20 protein-coding genes, 1 tRNA gene and 1 pseudogene are annotated in these 21,993 nt (G+C 59.8%); 13 read left to right on the forward strand and 9 right to left on the reverse strand.

The genetic code is table 11. The features are described from left to right. The first annotated feature begins 42 nt into the window (after nucleotides 1-42). The 6 genes from ABMA32_RS05255 (at nucleotide 43) to ABMA32_RS05280 (ending at nucleotide 6,597) form a co-directional block, all read left to right on the forward strand. Entirely contained in the window at nucleotides 43-957 is a 915-nt protein-coding gene (locus ABMA32_RS05255) for a LysR family transcriptional regulator (RefSeq protein WP_349012667.1), read from the forward strand. 123 nt (nucleotides 958-1,080) lie between these two features. Further along, nucleotides 1,081-2,238, forward strand: coding sequence for an ABC transporter substrate-binding protein (locus tag ABMA32_RS05260; RefSeq protein ID WP_349013331.1), 1,158 nt, complete (start codon nucleotides 1,081-1,083; stop codon nucleotides 2,236-2,238). Nucleotides 2,239-2,386: 148 nt separating this feature from the next. Next, nucleotides 2,387-3,382, forward strand: a complete 996-nt coding sequence (locus ABMA32_RS05265; protein WP_349012668.1) for an ABC transporter ATP-binding protein — start codon at nucleotides 2,387-2,389, stop codon at nucleotides 3,380-3,382. Further along, nucleotides 3,379-4,350 carry an ABC transporter permease gene (locus tag ABMA32_RS05270; protein ID WP_425475470.1) on the forward strand — a complete coding sequence of 324 codons (972 nt, stop codon included), beginning with the start codon at nucleotides 3,379-3,381 and terminating at the stop codon, nucleotides 4,348-4,350. The genes ABMA32_RS05265 and ABMA32_RS05270 overlap by 4 nt, the downstream gene beginning before the upstream one ends. After that, nucleotides 4,340-5,152 (forward strand): ABC transporter permease, encoded by an 813-nt coding sequence (locus tag ABMA32_RS05275; RefSeq protein ID WP_349012669.1) that lies wholly within the window; start codon nucleotides 4,340-4,342, stop codon nucleotides 5,150-5,152. The genes ABMA32_RS05270 and ABMA32_RS05275 overlap by 11 nt, the downstream gene beginning before the upstream one ends. A 17-nt stretch (nucleotides 5,153-5,169) precedes the next feature. Next, nucleotides 5,170-6,597, forward strand: coding sequence for a gamma-aminobutyraldehyde dehydrogenase (locus ABMA32_RS05280; protein ID WP_349012670.1), 1,428 nt, complete (start codon nucleotides 5,170-5,172; stop codon nucleotides 6,595-6,597). A gap of 61 nt (nucleotides 6,598-6,658) precedes the next feature. Here ABMA32_RS05280 and yidC read toward each other — a convergent pair whose 3' ends face one another. Genes yidC through rpmH form a run of 3 tightly spaced genes read right to left on the reverse strand, consistent with a single transcriptional unit; the run spans nucleotide 6,659 to nucleotide 8,996 of the window. Beyond that, on the reverse strand, nucleotides 6,659-8,476 hold the full coding sequence (gene yidC, locus ABMA32_RS05285; protein ID WP_349013333.1) for a membrane protein insertase YidC: 1,818 nt from the start codon (nucleotides 8,474-8,476) through the stop codon (nucleotides 6,659-6,661). 17 nt (nucleotides 8,477-8,493) lie between these two features. Beyond that, complete coding sequence (gene rnpA / locus ABMA32_RS05290; RefSeq protein WP_349012671.1) at nucleotides 8,494-8,847, reverse strand: ribonuclease P protein component; 354 nt, start codon at nucleotides 8,845-8,847, stop codon at nucleotides 8,494-8,496. A 14-nt stretch (nucleotides 8,848-8,861) separates the two neighbouring features. Continuing rightward, nucleotides 8,862-8,996, reverse strand: coding sequence for a 50S ribosomal protein L34 (gene rpmH, locus ABMA32_RS05295; protein WP_008833937.1), 135 nt, complete (start codon nucleotides 8,994-8,996; stop codon nucleotides 8,862-8,864). Between the two features lie 248 nt (nucleotides 8,997-9,244). Here rpmH and ABMA32_RS05300 point away from each other — a divergent pair, with 248 nt between their 5' ends. From ABMA32_RS05300 to ABMA32_RS05315, 4 genes are all read left to right on the forward strand, one after another. Beyond that, entirely contained in the window at nucleotides 9,245-9,985 is a 741-nt protein-coding gene (locus ABMA32_RS05300; RefSeq protein ID WP_349012672.1) for a TVP38/TMEM64 family protein, read from the forward strand. A gap of 42 nt (nucleotides 9,986-10,027) precedes the next feature. After that, on the forward strand, nucleotides 10,028-11,443 hold the full coding sequence (locus ABMA32_RS05305) for a dihydrolipoyl dehydrogenase family protein (protein ID WP_349012673.1): 1,416 nt from the start codon (nucleotides 10,028-10,030) through the stop codon (nucleotides 11,441-11,443). A gap of 19 nt (nucleotides 11,444-11,462) precedes the next feature. After that, a complete protein-coding gene (locus tag ABMA32_RS05310; protein WP_349012674.1) occupies nucleotides 11,463-12,953 on the forward strand; it encodes an ATP-binding protein in 1,491 nt (496 codons plus the stop codon). A gap of 160 nt (nucleotides 12,954-13,113) precedes the next feature. Continuing rightward, a tRNA-Arg gene (locus tag ABMA32_RS05315) sits at nucleotides 13,114-13,190 on the forward strand. A 424-nt stretch (nucleotides 13,191-13,614) separates the two neighbouring features. Here ABMA32_RS05315 and ABMA32_RS05320 read toward each other — a convergent pair. Beyond that, nucleotides 13,615-13,962: a hypothetical protein gene (locus ABMA32_RS05320; protein ID WP_349012675.1), complete on the reverse strand. Its 348-nt coding sequence runs from the start codon at nucleotides 13,960-13,962 to the stop codon at nucleotides 13,615-13,617. A gap of 870 nt (nucleotides 13,963-14,832) precedes the next feature. Between ABMA32_RS05320 and ABMA32_RS05325 the strand changes: the two genes are divergently transcribed. Then, nucleotides 14,833-15,357: a lipocalin family protein gene (locus ABMA32_RS05325; RefSeq protein ID WP_349012676.1), complete on the forward strand. Its 525-nt coding sequence runs from the start codon at nucleotides 14,833-14,835 to the stop codon at nucleotides 15,355-15,357. An 11-nt stretch (nucleotides 15,358-15,368) separates the two neighbouring features. Further along, the gene (locus tag ABMA32_RS05330; RefSeq protein WP_349012677.1) at nucleotides 15,369-16,061 is read left to right on the forward strand and encodes an SDR family NAD(P)-dependent oxidoreductase; all 693 of its coding nucleotides are present in this window, start codon (nucleotides 15,369-15,371) and stop codon (nucleotides 16,059-16,061) included. Between the two features lie 284 nt (nucleotides 16,062-16,345). Here the strand turns inward: ABMA32_RS05330 and ABMA32_RS05335 are convergent, their stop codons facing one another. Then, on the reverse strand, nucleotides 16,346-16,864 hold the full coding sequence (locus ABMA32_RS05335) for a lipocalin family protein (RefSeq protein WP_349012678.1): 519 nt from the start codon (nucleotides 16,862-16,864) through the stop codon (nucleotides 16,346-16,348). A 158-nt stretch (nucleotides 16,865-17,022) separates the two neighbouring features. On the opposite strand from ABMA32_RS05335, the pseudogene ABMA32_RS05340 reads away from it, so the two are divergent. Next, nucleotides 17,023-17,882: pseudogene (locus ABMA32_RS05340) on the forward strand (DDE-type integrase/transposase/recombinase); the annotation flags it as partial. 77 nt (nucleotides 17,883-17,959) lie between these two features. On the opposite strand, the gene ABMA32_RS05345 reads toward ABMA32_RS05340, so the two are convergent. The 4 genes from ABMA32_RS05345 to ABMA32_RS05360 form a co-directional block, all read right to left on the reverse strand. Next, entirely contained in the window at nucleotides 17,960-18,211 is a 252-nt protein-coding gene (locus ABMA32_RS05345) for a hypothetical protein (protein ID WP_349012679.1), read from the reverse strand. Nucleotides 18,212-18,345: 134 nt separating this feature from the next. Further along, nucleotides 18,346-18,966 carry a response regulator transcription factor gene (locus ABMA32_RS05350; RefSeq protein ID WP_349012680.1) on the reverse strand — a complete coding sequence of 207 codons (621 nt, stop codon included), beginning with the start codon at nucleotides 18,964-18,966 and terminating at the stop codon, nucleotides 18,346-18,348. Next, nucleotides 18,947-21,235 carry an ATP-binding protein gene (locus ABMA32_RS05355; protein ID WP_349012681.1) on the reverse strand — a complete coding sequence of 763 codons (2,289 nt, stop codon included), beginning with the start codon at nucleotides 21,233-21,235 and terminating at the stop codon, nucleotides 18,947-18,949. The genes ABMA32_RS05350 and ABMA32_RS05355 overlap by 20 nt, the downstream gene beginning before the upstream one ends. Next, a complete protein-coding gene (locus ABMA32_RS05360) occupies nucleotides 21,229-21,894 on the reverse strand; it encodes a biliverdin-producing heme oxygenase (protein ID WP_349012682.1) in 666 nt (221 codons plus the stop codon). Before ABMA32_RS05360 ends, ABMA32_RS05355 begins: the two co-directional genes overlap by 7 nt. Nucleotides 21,895-21,993: the final 99 nt, after the last annotated feature.

A 21,993-nucleotide genomic window follows, 5' to 3' on the forward strand; every position in this document is an offset into this window, starting at 1 on the left:
GCCCGCCGTTCCCAAGCGCCAGCGGCGCTGGTATCTGGGACCATGGCCTTCACGATCAGGCAACTTCAGTACTTCGTCGCCGTCGCCGAGCAGGGTACGGTGTCGCGCGCTGCGCAAAACCTTTCCATCTCGCAGTCGTCGGTCACCGAGGCGATCAAGGAACTAGAAAGTGATCTTGGCGTCGCGCTCTTCGATCGCCATCCGCGCGGACTGTCGATCACTCACCGCGGCCACCAGTTCCTGCGCCATGCGACAAAGATACTGGGAGACGTGTCCGACGCCCGGCGAGCCTTCTTCAGCGGTCGCCAGGAGGAAACGACCGGACGCCTGCAACTCGGAGTGACCTCGCTGGTAGCCGGTTACGTGCTGTCAGATCTCCTTGCCCGCTATCGGCGCGCGCATCCGGCGGTTGACGTCTCGGCCATCGAGGATGATGGCGATTATCTCGAACACCTGCTGGTCGGCGGCAAGCTGGATATTGCGGTGATGGTGACGTCCAACCTGCGCGACCGCATGGCGCTGCAATCCGAAATCCTGGAAATCTCCGCCTACAGGCTCTGGCTGCCGCTCGGCCATCCGCTGGCGACGGCGGAGATCATCAATCTCGCCGATGTCGCGACCGAGCCGCTGATCATGCTCACCGTCGATGAAATCGAGGAGAATACCGGCAAGCTGCTGGCGGCGCTGGGCACGCGCCCGCACGTCGCTTTCCGCACACGATCCGTGGAGGCTGTGCGTAGCCTCGTCGCCACCGGTGCCGGCGTCGCGCTTCTGCCGGACCTGGTTTATCGCCCTTGGTCGCTTGAAGGAGACCGTATCGAGTCCCGCGATATTTCTGGGGCGCTTCCCGTCGTGCAAGTTGGCATGGTTTGGCGGCGGGGCTCGGGCCTGCCGCAAGCGGCGCGCGATTTCATAGGCGTTGCGCAGGCGCAGCGGACTGTGCGTCAGAAGCTGTGATATCGGAAAAACCGATAACAACCTTCAGATAAATGAATTTGCGAAAGCGACGCTTTACCGTAACGTTCGTTGCAGGGTTCGAGCCGTCGCTAGAGAACGGCCCCTGTCAATGGGAGATGTATGATGAAATCATTCCTGAAGTCCTGCACCGCACTTGCGCTTGCCGTCAGCTTTTCGGGTCAGGCCATTGCACAGATCAAGGAGATCGGCCCTGGTGAGGGGCAGGTCAACATTGTCGCCTGGGCCGGCTACATCGAGCGTGGAGAAACGGACAAGACGTTCGACTGGGTGACCAAGTTCGAGGAAGCCACCGGCTGCAAGGTCAACGTCAAGACCGCCGCCACCTCGGACGAAATGGTGGCGCTGATGAACGAAGGCGGCTTCGATCTCGTCACGGCGTCAGGCGATGCCTCGCTGCGCCTGATTGCTGGCAAGCGCGTGCAGCCGATCAATATCGACCTGATCAAGAGCTGGTCCACTGTCGATGACCGCCTGAAGGATGCACCTTGGCACACAGTGGACGGCGTCCATTATGGCGTTCCCTACATGTGGGGCCCGAACGTCCTGATGTATAACACCAATGCCATCAAGACCGCGCCCACCTCGTGGAAAGTGGTGTTCGAGGAAATGACGCTGGACGACGGCAAGTCCAACAAGGGCCGCGTACAGGCCTATGATGGACCGATCCACGTCGCCGACGCGGCGCTCTATCTTATGACGCACAAGCCGGAACTCGGCATCAAGGACCCGTACCAGCTGACGGAAGATCAGTACAAGGCGGCGCTGGACTTGCTTCGCCAGCAGCGTACGCTCGTCGGCCGGTATTGGCATGACGCCTTTATCCAGATCGACGACTTCAAGAACGAAGGCGTGGTGGCCTCGAGTTCCTGGCCCTTCCAGGTCAATCTGCTGAAGGCCGACAAGCAGCCGGTCGCCTCGGTGTTCCCGGACGAGGGCGTCACCGGATGGGCCGACACAACCATGATGCATGTCGATTCAGCGAATCCGAATTGCTCCTACATGTGGATGGAGCATCAGCTCTCCTCCAACCTGCAGAGCGACCTCGCGGTCTGGTTTGGTGCAAACCCGTCGGTTCCGGCCGCCTGCACCGACGGACGCGGAATGTCGACCAAGGAAAGCTGCACGACCAATGGCTTCGACAATTTCGAGAAGGTGAAGTTCTGGACGACGCCGACCTCGAAATGCGCCACGCAGAACGACCAGTGCGTGCCGTACTATCGCTGGGTGTCTGATTACATCGGTGTCATCGGCGGACGTTAAGAACGCCTTCCGCCCTTCCTCGCATAGGGGGAAGGGCGTCGCCGCAGCGGACGGTGGGAACTGTCGCGCAGCCTGAGCCGGTGAGCTGTTTCCGAATGACGGACGCAGCCAGCAACCGCTATATTCAGCAGGGGCCGATCGCCAGCAGATGACCAACGCCGTTTCCTTCAAACAGGTATCGCGCCATTTCGGCTCCGTTCGCGCCGTCGATGCGGTGGATCTCGATATCGGCGAGGGCGAGTTCTTCGCCATGCTCGGACCATCGGGTTCTGGCAAGACGACCTGCCTCAGGCTCATCGCCGGCTTCGAGCAACCGACCTCCGGTCATATCGAGATTTTTGGCCAGCAGGCCGAGGGCGTTCCGCCCTATCGGCGCAACGTAAACACCGTGTTCCAGGACTATGCGCTGTTTCCGCATCTCAACGTTCTGGACAATGTCTCTTATGGCCTGATGGTGAAGGGCGTCGGCAAGGTCGAACGGCACCGCGACGCAGAAGCGGCGCTCGAACTGGTGAAGCTGCCGGGCTACGGCTCTCGCCGGCCGAGCCAGCTTTCCGGAGGCCAGCGTCAGCGTGTCGCGCTGGCGCGTGCGCTGGTTAACAAGCCGAAGGTGCTGTTGCTGGACGAGCCGCTCGGCGCGCTAGACCTCAAGCTGCGCGAGAACATGCAGGAGGAGCTGAAGAGCCTGCAGAAGTCGCTGGGCATAACCTTCGTCTTCGTCACACACGACCAGGGCGAGGCGCTGTCGATGGCGAACCGCGTTGCCGTCTTCGACCAGGGCAAGATCATGCAGATCGGCTCGCCTGAGGACATCTATCAGCGGCCGAATTCGCGTTTTGTCGCCGATTTCGTCGGCTCGTCCAACGTGCTGCCGCCGGACTTTGTTGCAAAACATGGCGGTGAACGTCGCTGGGCCAGCCTGCGGCCTGAAGCGGTCCGCATCGTGGAGGGCGAGGCGGGTGCGCTCCAGGCGACGGTAGTTTCCCGCTCCTACCTCGGCGGCACGACACGGCTCGCGCTCGATGTCGATGGCCAGCGCATCAATGCGCTGGTGCCCGCCGGCCATCCGTTGCCCGAAGAGGGCGCCGCGATCCACATCGGCTTCACGCCGCGCGACCTGCATCTGATGGATGGAGCGCAATGAGCGCGGCGGACATGACGCTTCGGGGCGGACAGTCCAGCGCCATTCTGCCGGATCGCGGCGGCATGGCAGGCGCTCTGTCCGATCTGTTCTGGAAGCGCCCGCGCTTCCTGCTTGTCCTGATGCTTCTTCCGCCGGTCCTGTGGCTCGGCATCGTCTATCTGGGCTCGCTCTTTGCGCTTCTGCTGCAAAGCTTCTTCTCGATCGACGAATTCTCCGGGCTGATCAACCGAGAATTCACGCTGAAGACTTACAGCGAACTGCTGCTGCCGGCGAACCTCGACATCATCATGCGCACCATTGCTATGGCGGCATGCGTGACGATCGCCTCGGCGATAGTAGCTTTTCCCATCGCCTATTACGCGGCCCGTTACGCGCGCGGCAAATGGAAGGCGCTGTTCTATCTCGGCGTCATGCTGCCTCTGTGGTCGAGCTATCTCGTCAAGGTCTATGCGTGGAAGCTCATCCTCGCCAAGGAAGGCATCCTGACGTGGTTCCTCGGCAAGCTGCATCTGCAGTGGCTGCTCGACGCGTGGCTGTCGCTGCCGATCGTCGGCGGCAACTCGCTGTCCGTCTCGTTCACGGGCACATTCATCGTCTTTGTCTATGTGTGGCTGCCCTTCATGATCCTGCCGATCCAGGCATCGCTGGAGCGCGTCCCGGTCAACCTGATTGAGGCATCGTCGGACCTTGGCGCGAACCCGGCGCAGACCTTTCGCAACGTGCTCTTCCCGCTGGCGCTGCCGGGCATCGTCGCCGGTTCGATCTTCACCTTCTCGCTGACGCTCGGCGACTACATCATCCCGCAGATCATCGGCACCTCGCGCCTGTTCATAGGGCAGGCGGTCTATGCGCATCAGGGCACGGCAGGCAACATTCCGCTCGCCGCGGCCTTCACCGTGGTTCCGATCGTGGTCATGGGTTTCTATCTTTGGGGCGCCAAGCGCATGGGAGCGTTCGATGCGCTCTGATCTCGCCCGCGCCTCGCTGTCGCTCAAGATCGCCGCAGCCGCAGGCCTGCTCTTCCTGCACGTGCCCATCCTGCTGATCTTCGTCTACGCCTTCACGACGGAGGAGAAGAGCTACCAGTGGCCGCCACCGGGGTTCACGACGCAATGGCTCGCGGTGACCTGGAACCGACCTGACGTCTGGCAGGCGCTGGGCCTTTCAGTGCAGGTCGCGGCGATTGCGACGGCCATCGCGCTTGTGCTGGGCACGTTGTGCGCGGCGGCGATCAGCGGTTCGCGGTTCTTCGGCCGCGAGGCAATTTCACTCCTGGTCATCCTGCCGATCGCGCTGCCGGGCATCATCACCGGCATCTCGCTGCGCTCGGCCTTCAGTCTGATGGAGATACCGTTCTCCATGTGGACGATCATTCTCGGTCACGCGACGTTCTGCGTGGTCGTCGTCTACAACAACGCGGTCGCCCGTTTCCGCCGGGTATCGGGCTCGCTCGTCGAGGCCTCGATGGATCTCGGCGCGAACAGCTTCCAGACCTTCCGCTATTGCATCCTGCCGAACATCGGCACCGCACTCGTGGCGGGCGGCATGCTGGCCTTCGCGCTCTCTTTCGATGAAGTGATCGTGACGACCTTCACGGCAGGCCAGCAGCAGACCCTGCCGATCTGGATGCTTGAGGAACTCGTCCGCCCGCGCCAGCGTCCGGTCACCAACGTTGTCGCAATGGTCGTGGTGCTGGTGACGCTGCTGCCCATTCTTGCTGCCTATTACCTTACCCGCGACGGCGATCAGATCGCCGGCTCCGGCAAATAACCGATCAGGAGGAGCTTATGCAAACCCAGATGCTCATCGGCGCGAAATTCGAGGCCGGAACCGAGACCGCCGAGGCGGTCCTGAACCCTCGAACGGGCGCAACGATCCTCGATCTTCCCGAAGCCTCGCAGTCGCAGATCGATGCGGCCATCGCGGCTGCCGAAAAGGCGTTCGCGACATGGTCGCGCACGACCCCTGCGCAGCGTTCGACCTATCTGCTCAAGATTGCCGAAAGGATCGAGGCGGAAGCGGAGGAATTCGCGAAGCTCGAAGCGTTGAACTGCGGCAAGCCGATCAACGCCGTGTTGAACGACGAGATTCCGGCGATCGTGGATTGCTATCGTTTCTTTGCTGGCGCCGTGCGCTCGATGCCGGGTGTCGTGGCTGGCGAATATCTGTCAGGCCACACCTCGATGATCCGGCGCGATCCGATAGGCATAGTCGCCTCGATCGCACCGTGGAACTACCCGCTCATGATGATGGCCTGGAAGCTCGCTCCGGCGATCGGCGGCGGCAACACGGTCGTCTTCAAGCCATCGGAGCAGACGCCGCTGACGGCGCTCAAGCTGGCAAGGGTTCTGGCGGATGTCCTGCCCGAAGGTGTTGTCAACGTGGTACTCGGGCGCGGCAACAGCGTCGGCAATGCGCTGATCAACCATCCCAAGGTGAACATGATCTCCATCACCGGCGACGTGGCGACGGGCAAGAAGGTGCTGGAGGCGGCCGCGAAATCGGTCAAGCGCACCCACCTGGAACTTGGCGGCAAGGCGCCGGTCATCGTCTTCGACGACGCCGACATCGACGCGGTAGTGAGTGGCCTGCGCGCCTTTGGCTACTACAACGCCGGCCAGGACTGCACGGCTGCCTGTCGCGTCTATGCCGGCGCCAAGGTCTACGACAGGCTCGTGGCGGACCTGTCGACCGCCGCCTCATCGCTCAAATACAACCTCGCTGACGATACCGAGAATGAGATCGGCCCGCTGATCTCCAAGCGCCAGCGCGACCGCGTCGCCTCCTTCGTCGAGCGCGCATCGGAACTGAAGCACATCGAGATCACCACGGGGGGCAAGCCGGGCGACGGGACCGGCTTCTATTACCAGCCGACGGTCGTCGCCGGCGCGCTGCAGGAAGACGAGATCGTACGCCGCGAAGTGTTCGGTCCGGTCGTTTCCGTGACCCGCTTCTCGGACGTGGACGACGCAGTCGCGTGGGCGAACGACAGCGACTACGGCCTGGCATCCTCGGTCTGGACCAAGGATATCAGCCGCGCCATGTCGACGGCGGCGCGGCTGCAATATGGCTGCACCTGGATCAACACGCACTTCATGCTGACCAACGAGATGCCGCATGGCGGCCTCAAGCAGTCCGGCTACGGCAAGGACATGTCGCTCTATGCGCTGGAAGACTATACCGCCGTACGTCACGTGATGATCGCACACGGTTGAGACGACAGCCTAAAGCGAAAAAGGGCACGCCATTGCGTGCCCTTTTTCGTTCGCGCGCCAGCTATTCCGCCGGCGTCGGTTTCTTCTTGAATAGCCCGGCCAGATTGTCCCAGAGCTCGATCTTTGCGCCCTGGCGCTTCATGATCACGCCTTGCTGGACGATCGAGAGGAAGTTGTTCCAGGCCCAGTAGATGACGAGGCCGGCTGGGAACGACGCCAGCATGAAGGTGAAGATCACCGGCATCCAGGTGAAGATCATGGCCTGCGTCGGATCAGGCGGCGTCGGGTTCATGCGCATCTGCAGGAACATGGTGATGCCCATGATGAGCGGCCATACGCCGATCATCAGGAAGGCAGGCACCGAGAAAGGCAGCAGGCCGAACAGGTTGAAGATCGAGGTTGGATCGGGAGCAGCCAGATCCTGAATCCAGCCGAAGAACGGTGCATGGCGCATCTCGATGGTGACGTAGAGCACCTTATAGAGCGCGAAGAACACCGGGATCTGCACAAGCACTGGCCAGCAGCCGGCGATCGGATTGATCTTCTCCGTCTTGTAGAGCTCCATCATGGCCTGTTGCTGTTTCATCTTGTCGTCCGCGTATTTCTCGCGGATTTCCAGCATCTTCGGCTGCACGACCTTCATCTTCGCCATGGACTTGTAGGACTTGTTGGCGAGCGGGAAGAAGATGGCCTTGACCACGACAGTGGTGGCCAGGATGGCGAGGCCGAAATTGCCGAGCAGCCTGTAGAGCCAGTCGATGAGATAAAACATCGGCTTGGTGATGAAATAGAACCAGCCCCAGTCGATCAGCAGTTCGAACTGCCTAATGTTTCGATCAGTCTCGTAAGCCTGGATTTTGCCGACTTCCTTGGCGCCGGCAAACACCAGCGTCTCCAACGTTGCCGACTGGCCCGCAGGCACGGCGATCGCGTCGGTCAGGTAATCCGCCTGGTAGCGGGCACGACCGTCGTCGAAATAGGAAAAGCGCGGCTGGAAGGGCTGCTTGCCAGGCGGCACCAGTGTAGCCGCCCAATACTTGTCGGTGATTCCGAGCCAGCCGTCGCTCGACTTTCCGGGAACGACCTGCTTGTCGTCCTCGATCGAGCTGTAGCTTATTTCCTGAAGGCCCTCTTCGCCTGTGACGCCGATCAGGCCTTCGTGGAGCACGTAGGTCGAGGAGTGCAGCGGCTTGTCGAAACGGGTGATGCGGCCGTATGCGGACAGGGAAATGTCGCTCGCGCCGGCATTCGACACCGTGTCGCTGACCGTGAACATATAGTCCTGGTCGACGGCGATGGTGCGCTTGAATGTCAAGCCCTTGTCATTGACATAAGTGAGGGTGACAGGGGTTGTCGGGGTCAGTGTGGGGTTGCCCTCCACCGTCCAGACCGTGTCGGGACCGGGAACTGCCCCGGTGGCATCGCTGCCGACGAAGCCGATCTCGCCATAGAATCCTTGCGGAAGCTGCTGCGGGTTCAGCAGTTCGATGATCGGGGAAGTCGGTTCGACGGTGACGCGGTAATGCTTCAAGCTGATATCATCGATCCGCGCGCCGGTAAGGTTGATCGAACCCTTGAGGCTTGGCGTATCGAGAAGGATGCGCTTGGATGAATCGATTGCCTGGAGTCTGTCCGCAACCGCCGGCTGGGCAGAGGAGCCGGGAATGCTGGCTTGCGGCGCCTGTCCGGATGTCGCAGGTGTCCCCGGCGTAGCCGACGACTGTCCGCTGGCGTTCTGCTGCGCGGCGACACGCTCCTGCTCGATCCGTGCGGTTTCCCGCTCGGCCTCGATCTTCGGATTCATGTAGAAGACCTGCCACAGCGTCAGGATCAGCACCGAAAGCGCGATCGTGATGAAGAAATTGCGGTTATTTTCCATCATGGCCTTGTGGAATCCTAACGCGCCTTGCGCAGCCGCCGGGAAAGTTCCGCGCTGATCTCGGCAAAGGGGGCGGTGAGCACGTCCTCGCGCCCGACGATCACATAGTCGCTGCCGGGCCGCATGTCACCTGCGGCATGGACGCGAAGGGCCTCTTTCAACCGCCTACGGACGCGGTTGCGCACCACGGCTTTGCCGACCTTCTTGGTCACGGTGAAGCCAACGCGCGGTGCGGCCTCATCGCCCCGATCGAGCACTTCCAACAGGAAAAGCCGCCCGCGGCGCTTTTCGCCACCACGGACGGCCAGAAATTCGGCCCGCTTGCGCAACCTTGCCGGGGCAGGTTGCCGGGATTTGCCGGTGGCCGGCAACGAGAGTGCCTTGCTCAGGCGGAAAGCCGCTTGCGGCCACGATTGCGGCGAGCGGCGACAACTCCGCGACCACCCTTGGTGGCCATGCGGGCGCGGAATCCGTGCCTGCGCTTGCGGACGAGTTTGGACGGTTGATAGGTACGCTTCATTTCATTTAATACCGCGGCGTGCGGCCCTTCTTGTGTCTGTTACAGATGCAACAGGAGCTTGGCTGGGCGATGTAGGCGCAACAAAAATTGCGCCGGACTGTTGGCCCGAGCGTGCGCGGGCTTATAAAAAGAAGGGTCGCTTCTGTCAACCGAAGCCCGCAGCGACCAAACGACCGCCGTTGAGGCCTTGCCTTGGCGCAAGGACCGGGCCATTCAGGTGCCGCCAAAACGACGGATGGACCGCGACGATGAGCGACGGGACGACCAGGAAGTCGATGCCTGGAAAACGCTGGTCGGTTATTCTGGTTGTCGGCGCAGTGGCAGGCTTGCTCGCGCTGACCTACCCAGCGGGTTTGTGGGACCACCTATCCCTCGACGCCTTTGCTCGCAACAGGGTCGCCCTGAAGCAACTTGTCGAGGACAACCCGATACTCGCGCCCGCCGCCTTCATGGCGGTGCACGCGGTCGCCGTTTCCTTCCCCATTGCCACCATCTTCAAGGTGATGGCCGGCTTCCTGTTCGGCTGGGCCGCCGGCGGACTCTACGCCGCCGTTGCAGCGACGGCAGGGGCGATGATCCTGTTTCAGGCGACGCGGATGATGTCCAGCGGATATGTTCGCGACCTTGCGGCCGCGAATGCGAGCCTGTTCACGAGGGAGTTCGAGGCGGGCGCCTTTTCCTACCTGCTGGTGATGCGGCTTGCCCCATTTGTCCCCTTTTTCGCGGTCAGCGTCGTTCCGGGACTGTTCGATGTGCGTATCAAGACCTTCATGATCGCAACGGCTATCGGCATACTGCCGGGCGCCCTGTGCTTCGCGTGGCTGGGGCAGGGGCTCGACGAGGCGTTCGAAGCCGCGAGTAGCGATGGCCGTGCGTTGGTGGTTTCCGATCTCGTCACGTCCGAGATAACCGCCGCGCTCTTCGCTCTGACCCTTGTCGCGGTGCTTGCCGCGATTGTAAGGAGGGTTTGGGGGCCGCAAGCGTCCTGACCTTCGCCGCCTGCCGCGAGGTGTCGGGCTTCGGGGTAATTCATGGCAAAGCCACTGACACCGGACATCTGCGTTATTGGAGCCGGCAATGGCGGCCTGGCGGTTGCGATGGGCGCGGCTGCTAACGGGGCGAAAGTCGTTCTGGTCGACAGGCTGACGCCGAAGGAAAATCTGGCGCGTGGCGATCTCGCATCTGCGGCGTTCATTGCCGCGGGCCAACAAGTTCAGACGATCCGCAAAGACAGCACGTTTGTCGCTGCCCACACGGAGCACGAGGTCGATTTCAAGGCGGTGATGGCGCACGTCGGCGATGTTGTCTCGGGCGCCTCCCCCGCTGTTTTTCCCGCGAGACTGGCGACGCTGGGTATCACGTTCATCCACGGTCAGGCCCTTTTCGTCAGCCGTAGCCGATTGATGGCGGGTGAAGCCGAAATCCGCGCCAGACGGTATGTGCTGGCCACGGGATCCAAGCCTATCGTACCCGCAATAGCCGGAATCGAGGAGATCGGTTGCCTGACAGCTGACTCGGTGTTCGAGCTTGGACGCCGTCCGGGACACCTAGTGATTCTGGGAGGAGATGCGGCCGCGCTGGAACTGGCGCAGGCCTTCCATCGTCTTGGCTCGCAAGTCACTCTGCTGGCTGAAGAGCGGGTCCTTGCTGATGAGGATCCTGAGATGGTGTCCGTCGTCGTCCGGCAGTTGCGGCAAGAAGGCGTCGCCATCAAGGAAGGCTTCAAGGTCGCGTCAGTCGAGCGCCGCGGAAAGACGGGCGTCAAGGTTCTGCGCGAAGGCGAATACGCGGAGGCGATCGACGGGAGCCATCTGCTGGTCGCCATGGGTCGAGCGGCCGACATCGAAGGGCTAGACCTGAAAAAAGCGCGCGTAGCGCTGAAGGATGGCGTTGTTGACGTCAGCGCCATGTTGCGCACGACCAATCGCCGGATCTATGCCATAGGCGACGTTACGGGTGCGAGGTCGGCTCAAGCGGCGCGCCGTCAGGCTGAGCGCGTTCTACGAGCGTTGCTGTTCCGGTTGCCGGCCAAGGACCGGACCCCGGTTTCACGCGTCGTGCGGACCGATCCTGAACTGGCGCGCGTTGGTCTTTCCGAAGCAGAGGCGCGACGTCGGTATAAGCGCCTCACGATCGTCCGCTGGCCATTTGCCGAAAACGATCTCGCCCGCGCCACCGGCCGGACGGACGGGCATGTCAAGCTGGTTGTCGCCAGGAGCGGCCAGCTTCTCGGCGTGACGATTGCCGGGGCGAACGCCGCCGAGCTGATCGGTATCTGGGCGCTCGCGCTGTCGAAAGGGCTCACGCTCCGCGACATGGCATTTTCGGTGCCGCCGCATCCGACGACAGGTGAAATTGGCAAAAGCGCCGCGATGGCCTATTTTGGCGCAAAGGCGCAAAGCCCGCTGCGAAGGGGAATCGTACGCCTGCTGCGACTGTTCGGTTAGGATACTGCGCCACTTTGGGATGAACGAGAAAGCCTCCGATACCGCCGAAGACGCAGAGCCGGACCATGCGCGGACCGTGCCTCTGGCGCGCGGCCTGTCGGTCAAGCTGCTGCTGCTGACGGCGCTTTTCGTGATGATCGCCGAAGTGCTGATCTTCCTGCCATCGATCGCCAACTTCAAGCTGCGCTGGCTGGAGGAAAGGCTCGGCACGGCGGCCGCCGTTTCCGTCGTCCTCGTTCAGGAAGATACGGAGAGCCTGCCGCGCAACCTCCAGGACGATGTCCTCATGGCGATCGGCGCCAAGGCGATCGCTGTTCGCGAAGACGGCGTGTCCCGGCTTCTGGTGATCGCCGAAATGCCGCCGGAGGTCGACGAGCACATCGACCTCGCACGCACCGGTCATGTCGCCGCGATGTCTGGCGCGCTCGACACGCTCCTTTTTGGCGGCGAGCGAATGTTGAGGGTTTTCGGCAAGGTCGGCGAGAGCCCGACCGAGTTCGAGCTCGTCATTCCCGACAAGCGCCTCCGCGAGGCGATGCTGGTCTATTCGCGCAATGTTGCCTTGCTGTCGCTCTTCATCTCCTTGCTGACCGCATCCCTTGTCTACGCCGCCATACATCGCATCATGATCCGGCCCATCAGGGCAATGACGGGTTCCATGCTCGCCTTCGCCCGCGCTCCCGACGACCCCGGCCGCATCATCGCCGTCGGCAGCCGGGACGACGAGATCGGCGTCGCGGAGCGCGAACTAGCCGATATGCAGAAGCGTTTGCAGAAGACGCTCGGCGAGCAGAAGCACCTTGCCGATCTTGGCCTCGCGGTTTCCAAGATAAACCATGACATGCGCAACATTCTGGCCTCCGCCCAGCTTCTGAGCGACCGCCTGCGCGGCGTGCGCGATCCATCGGTGCAGGCCGTGGCACCGCGCCTCCTGCGCGCGCTCGACCGCGCTGTATCCTATTCCGAAGGTGTGCTTGCCTATGGGCGCACACAGGAGCCGCCGCCGTCGCGACGACGTCTGCGTCTGCGACAACTCGTCGACGAGGTCGAGGACCTGCTGGGCATGGACACGTCGGGCGGGGTCGAGTTTGTCAATGCGGTCGATGCCGACCTCGAGATCGATGCGGATTCGGAGCAACTCTTCCGGGTGCTGACCAACCTTTCCCGCAACGCGGTTGAGGCGATGGCGGGCGACGAAGGTGCGGCAGTCGTCCGCCGCCTGACCATTTCGGCCGAGCGAACGGGCAGCGTCAGCCGCATCCTCGTGACCGACACAGGCCCCGGCCTGCCGCGCAAGGCGCGCGAAAACCTGTTTGCTGCATTTCGGGGATCGGCCCGCAGCGGCGGAACGGGATTGGGGCTCGCCGTGGCGCATGAACTGGTTAGGGCGCATGGCGGCGCGCTGGAGCTGGTTGAGAGCATTGGCGGGCGCACCGTCTTCTCGGTGACGATCCCGGATCAGCCTGTCCGCTTGGATGAAGCCCGCAGCGGACTAAGGCGTCCCGCCTGAGGTTTCGGGACGTGGTCGTCAGCGAGAGCAAGGGCTGAAGTCTACGGATTCAGGAACAGAAACTTTTGCTGCAATCCTGCTTGCTTTTCACGCGCTTGATCGTTAGGTAGCACCTCACTTGCGGCCGGCGAATGCTGTCCGCCGGGCTTTTGCCCGATGCGCGCCCGTAGCTCAGCTGGATAGAGCACCAGACTACGAATCTGGGGGTCAGGAGTTCGAATCTCTTCGGGCGCGCCACTCCTCAAGCAAGTGCTTGAAATCGCTTAAGGCGTTGATTTTACAACTATCTGATCTGCACGCTTGCTACTTTCGGGTGCTACATTCGGGGTGTAAAATGACGCGCATGAAATACATCCAACAGCGAGCCAACCGTTTCGAATTTCGGTTCGCACTGCCTGATGATATTGCCGGTTAGCCTTTTCCAACGCCCTGGCCTGAGGCGATTGAATGGTGTGTCAACCGAAAGTCCGGCCGCTTCAAAAACGAGTTGGTACGATCGCTGCAAACAAATGACCAGCGAGCGGCCGAACGAGCTGCCCTTCCCCTGATTGAAGAGGCTCACCGTCTCGTCGATCTCGCCAGGAAATCACTTGTCGACGGCCCTCCCACCGAAATCGCGCCCGCTACCATAGAAGCGCTGGCTGCTGCTGATACGGCAAGGCTAATGAGGAACGACGAAGCCTTGCGTCAGAAAGGCCTCGGACTTGACTTCGACACCGGCAAACTGACGCCAGATGGGCTTGGGATGACCGATGGCGACATCAGAGCATATCGGGCGCTCGTGACATCCCTCGACAGCTTGTCGCGTGATGAAGTCGCCAAAATGAGAGGAAGCGAGGCTATCCACCGGATCATCAACAAGTCTGTTGAGGATGCTGGGATCGTTCTCAATCCGGCCGAGCCGGCATGGCGCCAACTTGAGCTCGCGTTCATCAAGGCTCAGAGGAAGGCCATCCAGGCGATTGCAGGTAGTTTCTGCATGCCCAAGACACGGCAACGCCGATGCCAAGCGCATCGCCTTCCGTGCACGATTGCAGAGACTCGAAGCGGAGCTGGTTTTCGGGCCGTACTTCGCCGCAGCAGAGTTTGGGATGGTGGACGCTGTTTACGCCCCGCGGTTTCGCTACTTTGGCATCATCGGCGAAGCTGCGGCGCGAGGGGTCTTCGCGGGACTACCAGGCATTATGGCGTGGAAAGCTGCGATGGCCGAGCGCGGAAGCGTTAGGCGCGCGGTCGTTGAGGACTACGCCGACCGATTTCGCGACCGCCTTCGCAAGGAAGGCGCATTGCATGCAGCCTGATCTAGGGCCGCTCGGTGCGCGGATGCTGAGCAAATGAACTTCGGCCTGGAGTTCGAAGTTGCGAGCGTGGCGCCGCGCATCTGTTGTCTGGATATCGAAACTCTCGAAGAAAACGAATACCGCCTACGATCCAACTGTACCTAAAATGATCGCCACAGAGACTACGCATTGGGGCTGCTCTTGCAATGACCCCTATGGGCTCGCCGCCGCTACTTGCGTCATTGGGCCAATGCCAGTTCTCGGGAATTCAACGTTCAAGAGAGGAGCGTTATACTTTGGGATGCATGCCGAACGGCAGCTTCCCCATTCCCTCGCTAGAACCGGACAGTCGGTAATCGGCCCCCGAGTTGCCAGTCCGCAAAGTAAATGGCGCAAGTTGCCCACAGCCGCCGTCCAAAGCCGGCACAGTTTGTAGATGTCCGACCACGGACTCTCTATAGCGCCGGTAACCGCTATCCTTCCTCGTCGATGCAACCCTTCCGCTTTTGTGGGCAGCGTCGGCGCAGGATTGGTTCTGAAAAGCGCTTAGATCCAAACGCGACGCCGGGACGTACAGTAAGAGAAAGGAGAGGGCTGCCATGGAACCACGAAAAGCTGCATTTCTCATATTATTGAGTCTGTTGATCGGCTGGACATCATCGGCGATTGCTCAGCCGGCAGTCGTTCAGGTTACGAAAAACCACTACACAGGAACCTGGCTGGAAATTGGCCGTACGCCAATGTTGATTACAGACGGCTGCGTCGCAGGGTTCACCACCTACAGCCCAGGAAACAATCCCAATGAGGTGGCCGTTGTAGACGGCTGCTACGAGGGCAATCCATCAGGCAAGCTCAAGACGATAAAGGGTAAAGGCCGGATCGTTGACGCCGATACCACTCGCGCAAAGCTTCGCGTTCGTTACCCATTTCTCATTACCTTCAATTATTGGGTTCTCTACACGTCGCCCGACAAAAGCTGGTTCATAAGCTCCAACCCGAGCATGACCAATTTGTGGATTTATTCTCGGCGCGCACCGTCACGAAAGAGCCTGGCGGTTATGGTCCGGAAGGCTCAGGAACTTGGATATGACGTGAGCAAACTGGAGTTTCCTGCGACCAAGTGACGGCCAGCGAAATGAGCAAAGATACGATTGCTGTCGTGTTCGGATCAACCGGTGGCATCGGTTCAGCTCTTGTCGAAGCCATAGACAGATCGGGGCATTTCCGAGAAGTTGTTGGGCTCTCACGTCGGCACGGCATACATGTGGACGTCGAAGATGAAGAAGCGATTGCAGACGCTGCAGCAAAGGTGGCCAGAAAAGGTCCTGTCGGTTTGGCGATCAACGCAGTCGGGCTTCTGCATTTGGATGACCTGCAGCCTGAGAAGAGCTGGAGGAGTTTGAACGCAGCAGCCTTGGCGCGTCTCCTTTCAGTTAATGCTGTCGGGCCTGCGCTCCTGATGAAACATTTCCTCCCGTTGCTGCCGAAAGACAGGCGATCGGTGTTCGCAAACCTTTCGGCCAAAGTAGGCAGCATCGGAGATAACTCACTTGGCGGCTGGTATGGCTACCGCGCATCGAAGGCTGCGTTGAACCAGTTTGTGCGAACAGCTTCGATTGAACTAGCTCGGAAGAACCCTCAGGCAATCTGCGTTGCCGTCCACCCGGGGACTGTAGACACGGATCTATCGAAGCCATTTTCCAGGAAGGGTTTGCCGGTTCAAACCCCTGCCGAGGCGGCATCTCAGATACTGACGACAATCAACGGTTTCACCCCTCAGCACAACGGCGGTTTCTTCGACAGATTTGGCCGCACGTTGCCTTGGTGAAGCAAAGCTACTTCATCAGATGCCTCGACTTTCGAGCAATGTAGCCATCACATCGACGTTGTCCGACATCCCTTTCTCGAACATCAAAATGACCCGCGTGATAATATCAGCGCGTTCCAAGGGATCTGACACCGCGAAGTGTTCACAGTAGCGGCGAACGACTGCCTCGGCCTCGAAATCGGGTCGGAGTAGCTGATTGAAGCGGACATCAAAAGACTCGGTCGACGGGATCGGCGTCGCTAAACCAGATCGACGTCACGTTATTCCAAAATCGGTCGCTAATTTCAGTGCCTTGTCACCTTTAACAGAGACGTGTCGTAGCCGAGCCCTTCAGCGCGACGCGTCATTGCAGAAAGAACCGCTTTCGACCTGGATCTCGCCAGCAGCCAAAGGTATCGGCCCGACGGCTCGCCAACGATAGCCCAAGAGTAATCTGGCGCCCGATCAAGGATCCAATAATTTCCGACATAGAACGGGCCGAAGAACGAGACCTTAAACTTGGCATTGCCGCTATCGGCGACGACACGGGCGCTGCCTTCGATCGTTCGAACAGTCCCAGCATCGCGACATGTGTTGAGGACACCTACCTCCCCGTTCACTTTCGGCGTGTACCTCGCGGTCACAGCTTCGCAGCCGCGTTCAAAGCCGTTTTCATAGCGAGCAAGTTCGTACCACAGACCTGAATAGGCAGCGATGTTCACTGACTTCTTGGGTTGCGGTACCAACGTATTGCCAACCGGGCCGGCACCGGTGCATGCGGTCAGAAGAAATGTTGTGGCTGCTAGAAGCCAATATGCGCGCATCAGGCATCTCCGGTTTCGCGAAGATTTAGGGCAGGCAACCGCGTTGTCCATTAGTAAGGAGTGCATGCGATCGTCAAGCACTCGAAGATCGTGGAAGCCTTGCTCGTTTCTGTGAGACCGATACACATAGCTCACCCAGATCACTGCGGCGCATCCCAAAGCTCGAGATCATCAGGATCGTCGAGCAGTCGCACCTTCCGGCGAAGAAGACATTCTATCAACACGGGATTGTGCGGCGTACCTTCTACCGCTGGTACGACCGCTATGTCGCAGGCCGCCCGGAGGCAATCGCCCCTCCCCACCGAGCTGGGTCTGAAACCGCATCGGCGCCGAGGTCTATAACCAGATCATCGATATGGCGCTGGAACAGTCTAAGCTGTCCCCCGCGCGAACTGGCGATGCGCTTCACCGACGAGAGACGCTTACTTCGTGTCCGGAGGCTGCCATTTACCGCTTGCTCGAGGCCCGTGATCTTCTCACCAGCCCGGCCTTGGTCATGATCAAGGCGGCCCAACGAGATGTGGCAGAGCGACTTCACCTACTTCAAGATCATCGGCTGGGTCTATGTGTCGACAGTGCTCGACGACTTCTCCCGCTACATCATCGCCCGGAAGCCGTGCACGACCATGCGCTCCGAGGACGTCACCGACATACTGGAACTGGCTCTCACCGCATCATGCAGCGACACCGCCAGGGTGCTGCACAGGCCGAAATTGCTCAGAAGCAACGGGCCGTTTTATATAGCCGGAGAACTGGCCGATACGCTAAGGGATCGGGACATGCGCCGCACGCGGGATGCACCATGTCATACTCAAATCCAAGGCAAGATCTACTTCCTGCCCGCCGATCTTTAAGCCAGATCCAAGCCTTCGTGGAACACTACCACGAGACACTCCTGAACGTCACCCCGGCCGACACTTACTTCGGCAGAACAGCAGCCAACATCCAACTGCGCGAAATGATCAAACGACGGACAATCGAAATACCACGGTTGCAACACAGCAAGATCGCCACATAAAATCAACCTCGTAATCGAGGCCCAACAATCCGCAAAATCAAGAAACTATCAGAGCCAAACGTTCTGACGACGGACAATTATTCGGGTGGTTCGCCATGTGGCCTCAACGTCCGGTCTTCCGAAACAAGCCGATATATCTTGGCGACTTCACTCAACAGCCCGAGCCTTATCAACTCCCCCATGGCTTCCGCCTGGTCGGTGATGCCGTGCGCCGATCGCCAACCTTCCGCCGCTGCCATCTGTTCGCGACCCAGTGCCGCCATAACACTGTAGCGGCGGTCTCTCTTCTCTTCCGTCGAGTCGTCGTTAAGTGGTTCGCTCCTTTTCACGGCGCTCTCCTCCCCCGATGCAGTTCGATCCTTGGGACTCTTACTGCATACGCTTCCTCAAGAGAGGAATATCGGTAAAAGGAGTCGCTTCGGCTATTTCGGATAATCCGCTACGTAGAAAGTGCCTACGTCGGTCACTTCATCATCCTGATCAGATCGGCAAGGCTGCGCGCCTCCATCTTTTCCCGAATTCTCGACCTGTGGATCTCGACCGTGCGCTGGCTTATTCCGAGTTCTTCGGCAATATGTTTGTTCGTCATACCAAGAATAAGGTAGTTGAGTACTTCCTTTTCACGACCTGTCAGCCGCGCAACCCTCTCGGCGACAATGCTCTGCGGTATGCTCGGCTGCTGCGCCTGGTTCGCGCGGTGCTTGACTGCTGCTTCGATGGCGGAAAGCAGTTGCTCCTCCGAGCCAGGCTTTTCAATAAAATCAATCGCGCCTGCCTTCATGGCCTCGACGGCCATTGGTACATCGCCGTAGGCTGTGAGAACAATAATCGGCAGATTACTTCCCCTATCAGCAAGCAATTTCTGTAACTCAATTCCATTCAAGCCCGGCATCCGGATGTCCAAGAACGCACAGACTGCGTTGTCTGCATGAAAGCGTTCCAACAGCGTCTCCGCGTCTGCGAACCCAACCGATTCGAAGCCGTGCGCCTGCAACAGCGCACAAAGCGATGACCTCACCCCCTCGTCGTCATCGACGACGTAAACCAAATTGCTTGTCTTCAGTTTAGGATCCACTGCTACCATTGGCCTTCAGGGTGAATACGAATTCGGTTTCGGTCCCACCTGTTTCCGCCCAGATCTTTCCACCATGGGCTTCCACGATCGAACGGCACAACGATAAACCTATACCCATCCCGCTCGTTGTCGAATTGTGAAAGGGCTCAAAAAGTGTGGGCATCACATCTGCCGATATTCCGCTGCCAGAATCCTTTATCGATATCCTTACCATAGAGTCGCTGCAGCTGGTGGCGATGCTCAGGATGCGTCTGTCGGCTCCGTGCATCGCCGTCAAGCTGTTGCGAACCAGATTCAGGATGACCTGACCGATCTGCACAGGGTCAGCGTGCACCTCCTTGAGTTCCGGGTGAAAATCGAATGTCACCTCGCATTTGTCCTCGGGCGTGGCAAACAGCGCCAGATCGACACCCTGTCGGATGACCGCGTGCAGGTCGATGAGCTCCGGTGAAATTTGACCCTGGTCGATAAAATTGCGCAATCGCCGAACCAGATTGGCTGCTCTCAACGACTCCGAAACGGCGCTGTCCATAAGCCTGTCGACTTCTTGGGGGACGTCCAAGCCGTAGTTCGTAAGCTCCTGTCGACAAGCATTAACGTAGTTTGTAACGGCCGACAAAGGCTGGTTGAGTTCATGCGCTAGTGCGGATGCGAGTTCTCCCATCGAGCGGTTTCGTTCAGAATCCAGGAGAGCGAGCCGCAGGCGGGCCTCTTCTGCTTCTGCGGCAGCCTGCGCAGCCATTGCACCACGTTCGCGGTCGAGGCTGTTCATCGCAAACAAGGCGCGACGGGTTATCCGCAGAATTTCGTGGTCCGTCTCAGTGAACGGCATGCTGCGACCGCGCCGCTCCTCGCTCCAAACTGCGAACGATCCGCGCGGAGACAAGCGTATCGGTCCGCCATCCGAGAGAATGCCAATCTTTTCGGGCTTGCCGGCCCATCGGATTGTCTGCTCGTAAGATTTGCGGAACAGGACGAGCCAGTCCTGCCCATCCTCGGACAATTCCATCATCGCGCCACCCGAAACGATGTCGGCTTCACCGTTTGCGCTAGCGCGTTGCCCAGTCAGTTGATCTGAGGTTGCGATACCCTCGACGAGGTTCTCCTTGAGGGCAAGGTAGCCTTCCGCGGAAGTGGGCACCAAGCCGGCCTCAAATCTCTCGTTTGCGAGGATCAGGGATAGACCCTGCGAACTGGACAGGTCCATGAGTGCCTCTGCGTGATCAAGGATGACATCGCGAAGCGGCTTGCCCATACGGGCCTCTCGTTCGATGGCAAAGGCCGTCTTCTCGGCGCGAATGCTTTGTCGAAGCTTGATTGTATTTTCGAGGCTTTGAAGCAAGGCGGAGATCGTGCCGCCAATAAGTTCGCAAAACCGCAATTTGCTCCAAGAAAGATGCAATGGCGCATAATGATGACAGGCGACGAGACCCCACAACTCATGGTTTGAGGTGAGTGAGATCGACATGCTGGCGCCGACGCCCATATTGTTCAGGTACTCGACATGAACCGGAGCCACGGCCCGCAGTTTCGAATATGTCAGGTCAAGCGGTGCTGCTGACGAGGCGTCGGCAATTCCGCCAGATGGCGTCATGATCGGAACTGGCGTTGCATTGATATCCGGGATGATGCGGATCACGTTCAAAGCAAAGTGACGCCTTGCCGGATCGGGAATATCTGAAGCAGGGTAGTGCAGGCCCAGAAAGCTATCATCTCGGATGGTGCTTTCCGCGATCACCTGCCCGTGCTTGTCTTCTGCAAAGCGGTAGATCATGACACGATCGAAGCCGGTAACCTCGCGGATGATCTGTGCCCCGACCTGCGCCAGGTCAGGGAGTGTTTCTGGATGAATGAGTTCCGATATGAACCGTTGGCGCAAAAGATCGGTTTCCCACATCGCAGCCGGGCTTCGCTGGATCGCGACGAATTCGAGAATAATCCGTCCGTCGTGTGAATGTGGGTAGCATTCGAGTTCCACGATGCCGCCGTCGGGCTTCCTGGTCGAAAGAAACCAGGGTCTTAGAAGATCAGGCATGGTCGGCTGCAAGGAGCGGGCGCAGAGTGCAGCACAATTTTCTTCGCCCAGCACCATCGCGAGGGGCTTGCCGAGCAAGTCGGCGCATGAACAGCCGAAAGTATCGTGCGTATTGGCGCTAGCGAACTCTATGGTCAAGCTTGCTGAATCTACCGCGATGAGCACTCCGATCGGCTGAATTGCACCGATCTTGTGAATAGGCTCCCTATCGCACGATGTAAGGTCAACCTCGCGGTTCAGCATCGCAAAATGCCAGCGGGGCTAGTAAGCGGCTCTTCGAAGCGCCAGCGCTCAAGCCATTTGTTAAATGTCGAGAAAGCCTGCCTTGCTGCTTCGATGATCTCAGTTCGGGCACTGTCGTTGACCGCGAGTTTATCTATGACGTTGCAGGTCATGCGCCAACGCATTGCACCTTTATCACGGCACCATTGCCAATAGCCGAAACCCGACTCTTCCCTTTTTCGTTGCATCGCCTCGGCGGCCTTCAGCAGGACGCCGCCCCCGAGCATCGAGCCCTCGAAGACGTAGAGGTATCCCGCGAGCGTGCTGGCAGATCTGATCGGCGGCAGAGCAGTGTATTGCCCTTTGTGAAGAAGTCTCGCTTCGACACCCAATTCACCCAGATCGGCCGCCAGAATGGAGCTGCGCCGCGCGTACACAAAATCACCGAGGTCAGTTTTATGCAGCTCACAAGCCTTCTCGAGCATGACGTCGTGCTGATTGTAGAAGGCATGAAAGAGAGACATGAGTCGACGATAGCCCTCCCGGCTAAGGGTACCATCCATCAGGCTCGATAATGCCTCATGAGCGTCGAGCGCCGTGTGCTCCGCTCTGGTCGCGCCGCGAAGCGTGAAGCGGAACGATTCGGGCTTCTGACTGTCCGCTAGAGCGCTTGTTGTCATTGCTTTTCCGATAGCCGCAGGCTGACGAGAATATATGACGCCTGCCGGCGACAAACATAGTGTAACGCCATTGTTACACACGCGGCAACGCGGCGCTGG

The sequence above is a fragment of the Mesorhizobium quangtriensis genome (genome assembly GCF_040081925.1).
GTDB lineage: Bacteria > Pseudomonadota > Alphaproteobacteria > Rhizobiales > Rhizobiaceae > Mesorhizobium_K > Mesorhizobium_K quangtriensis.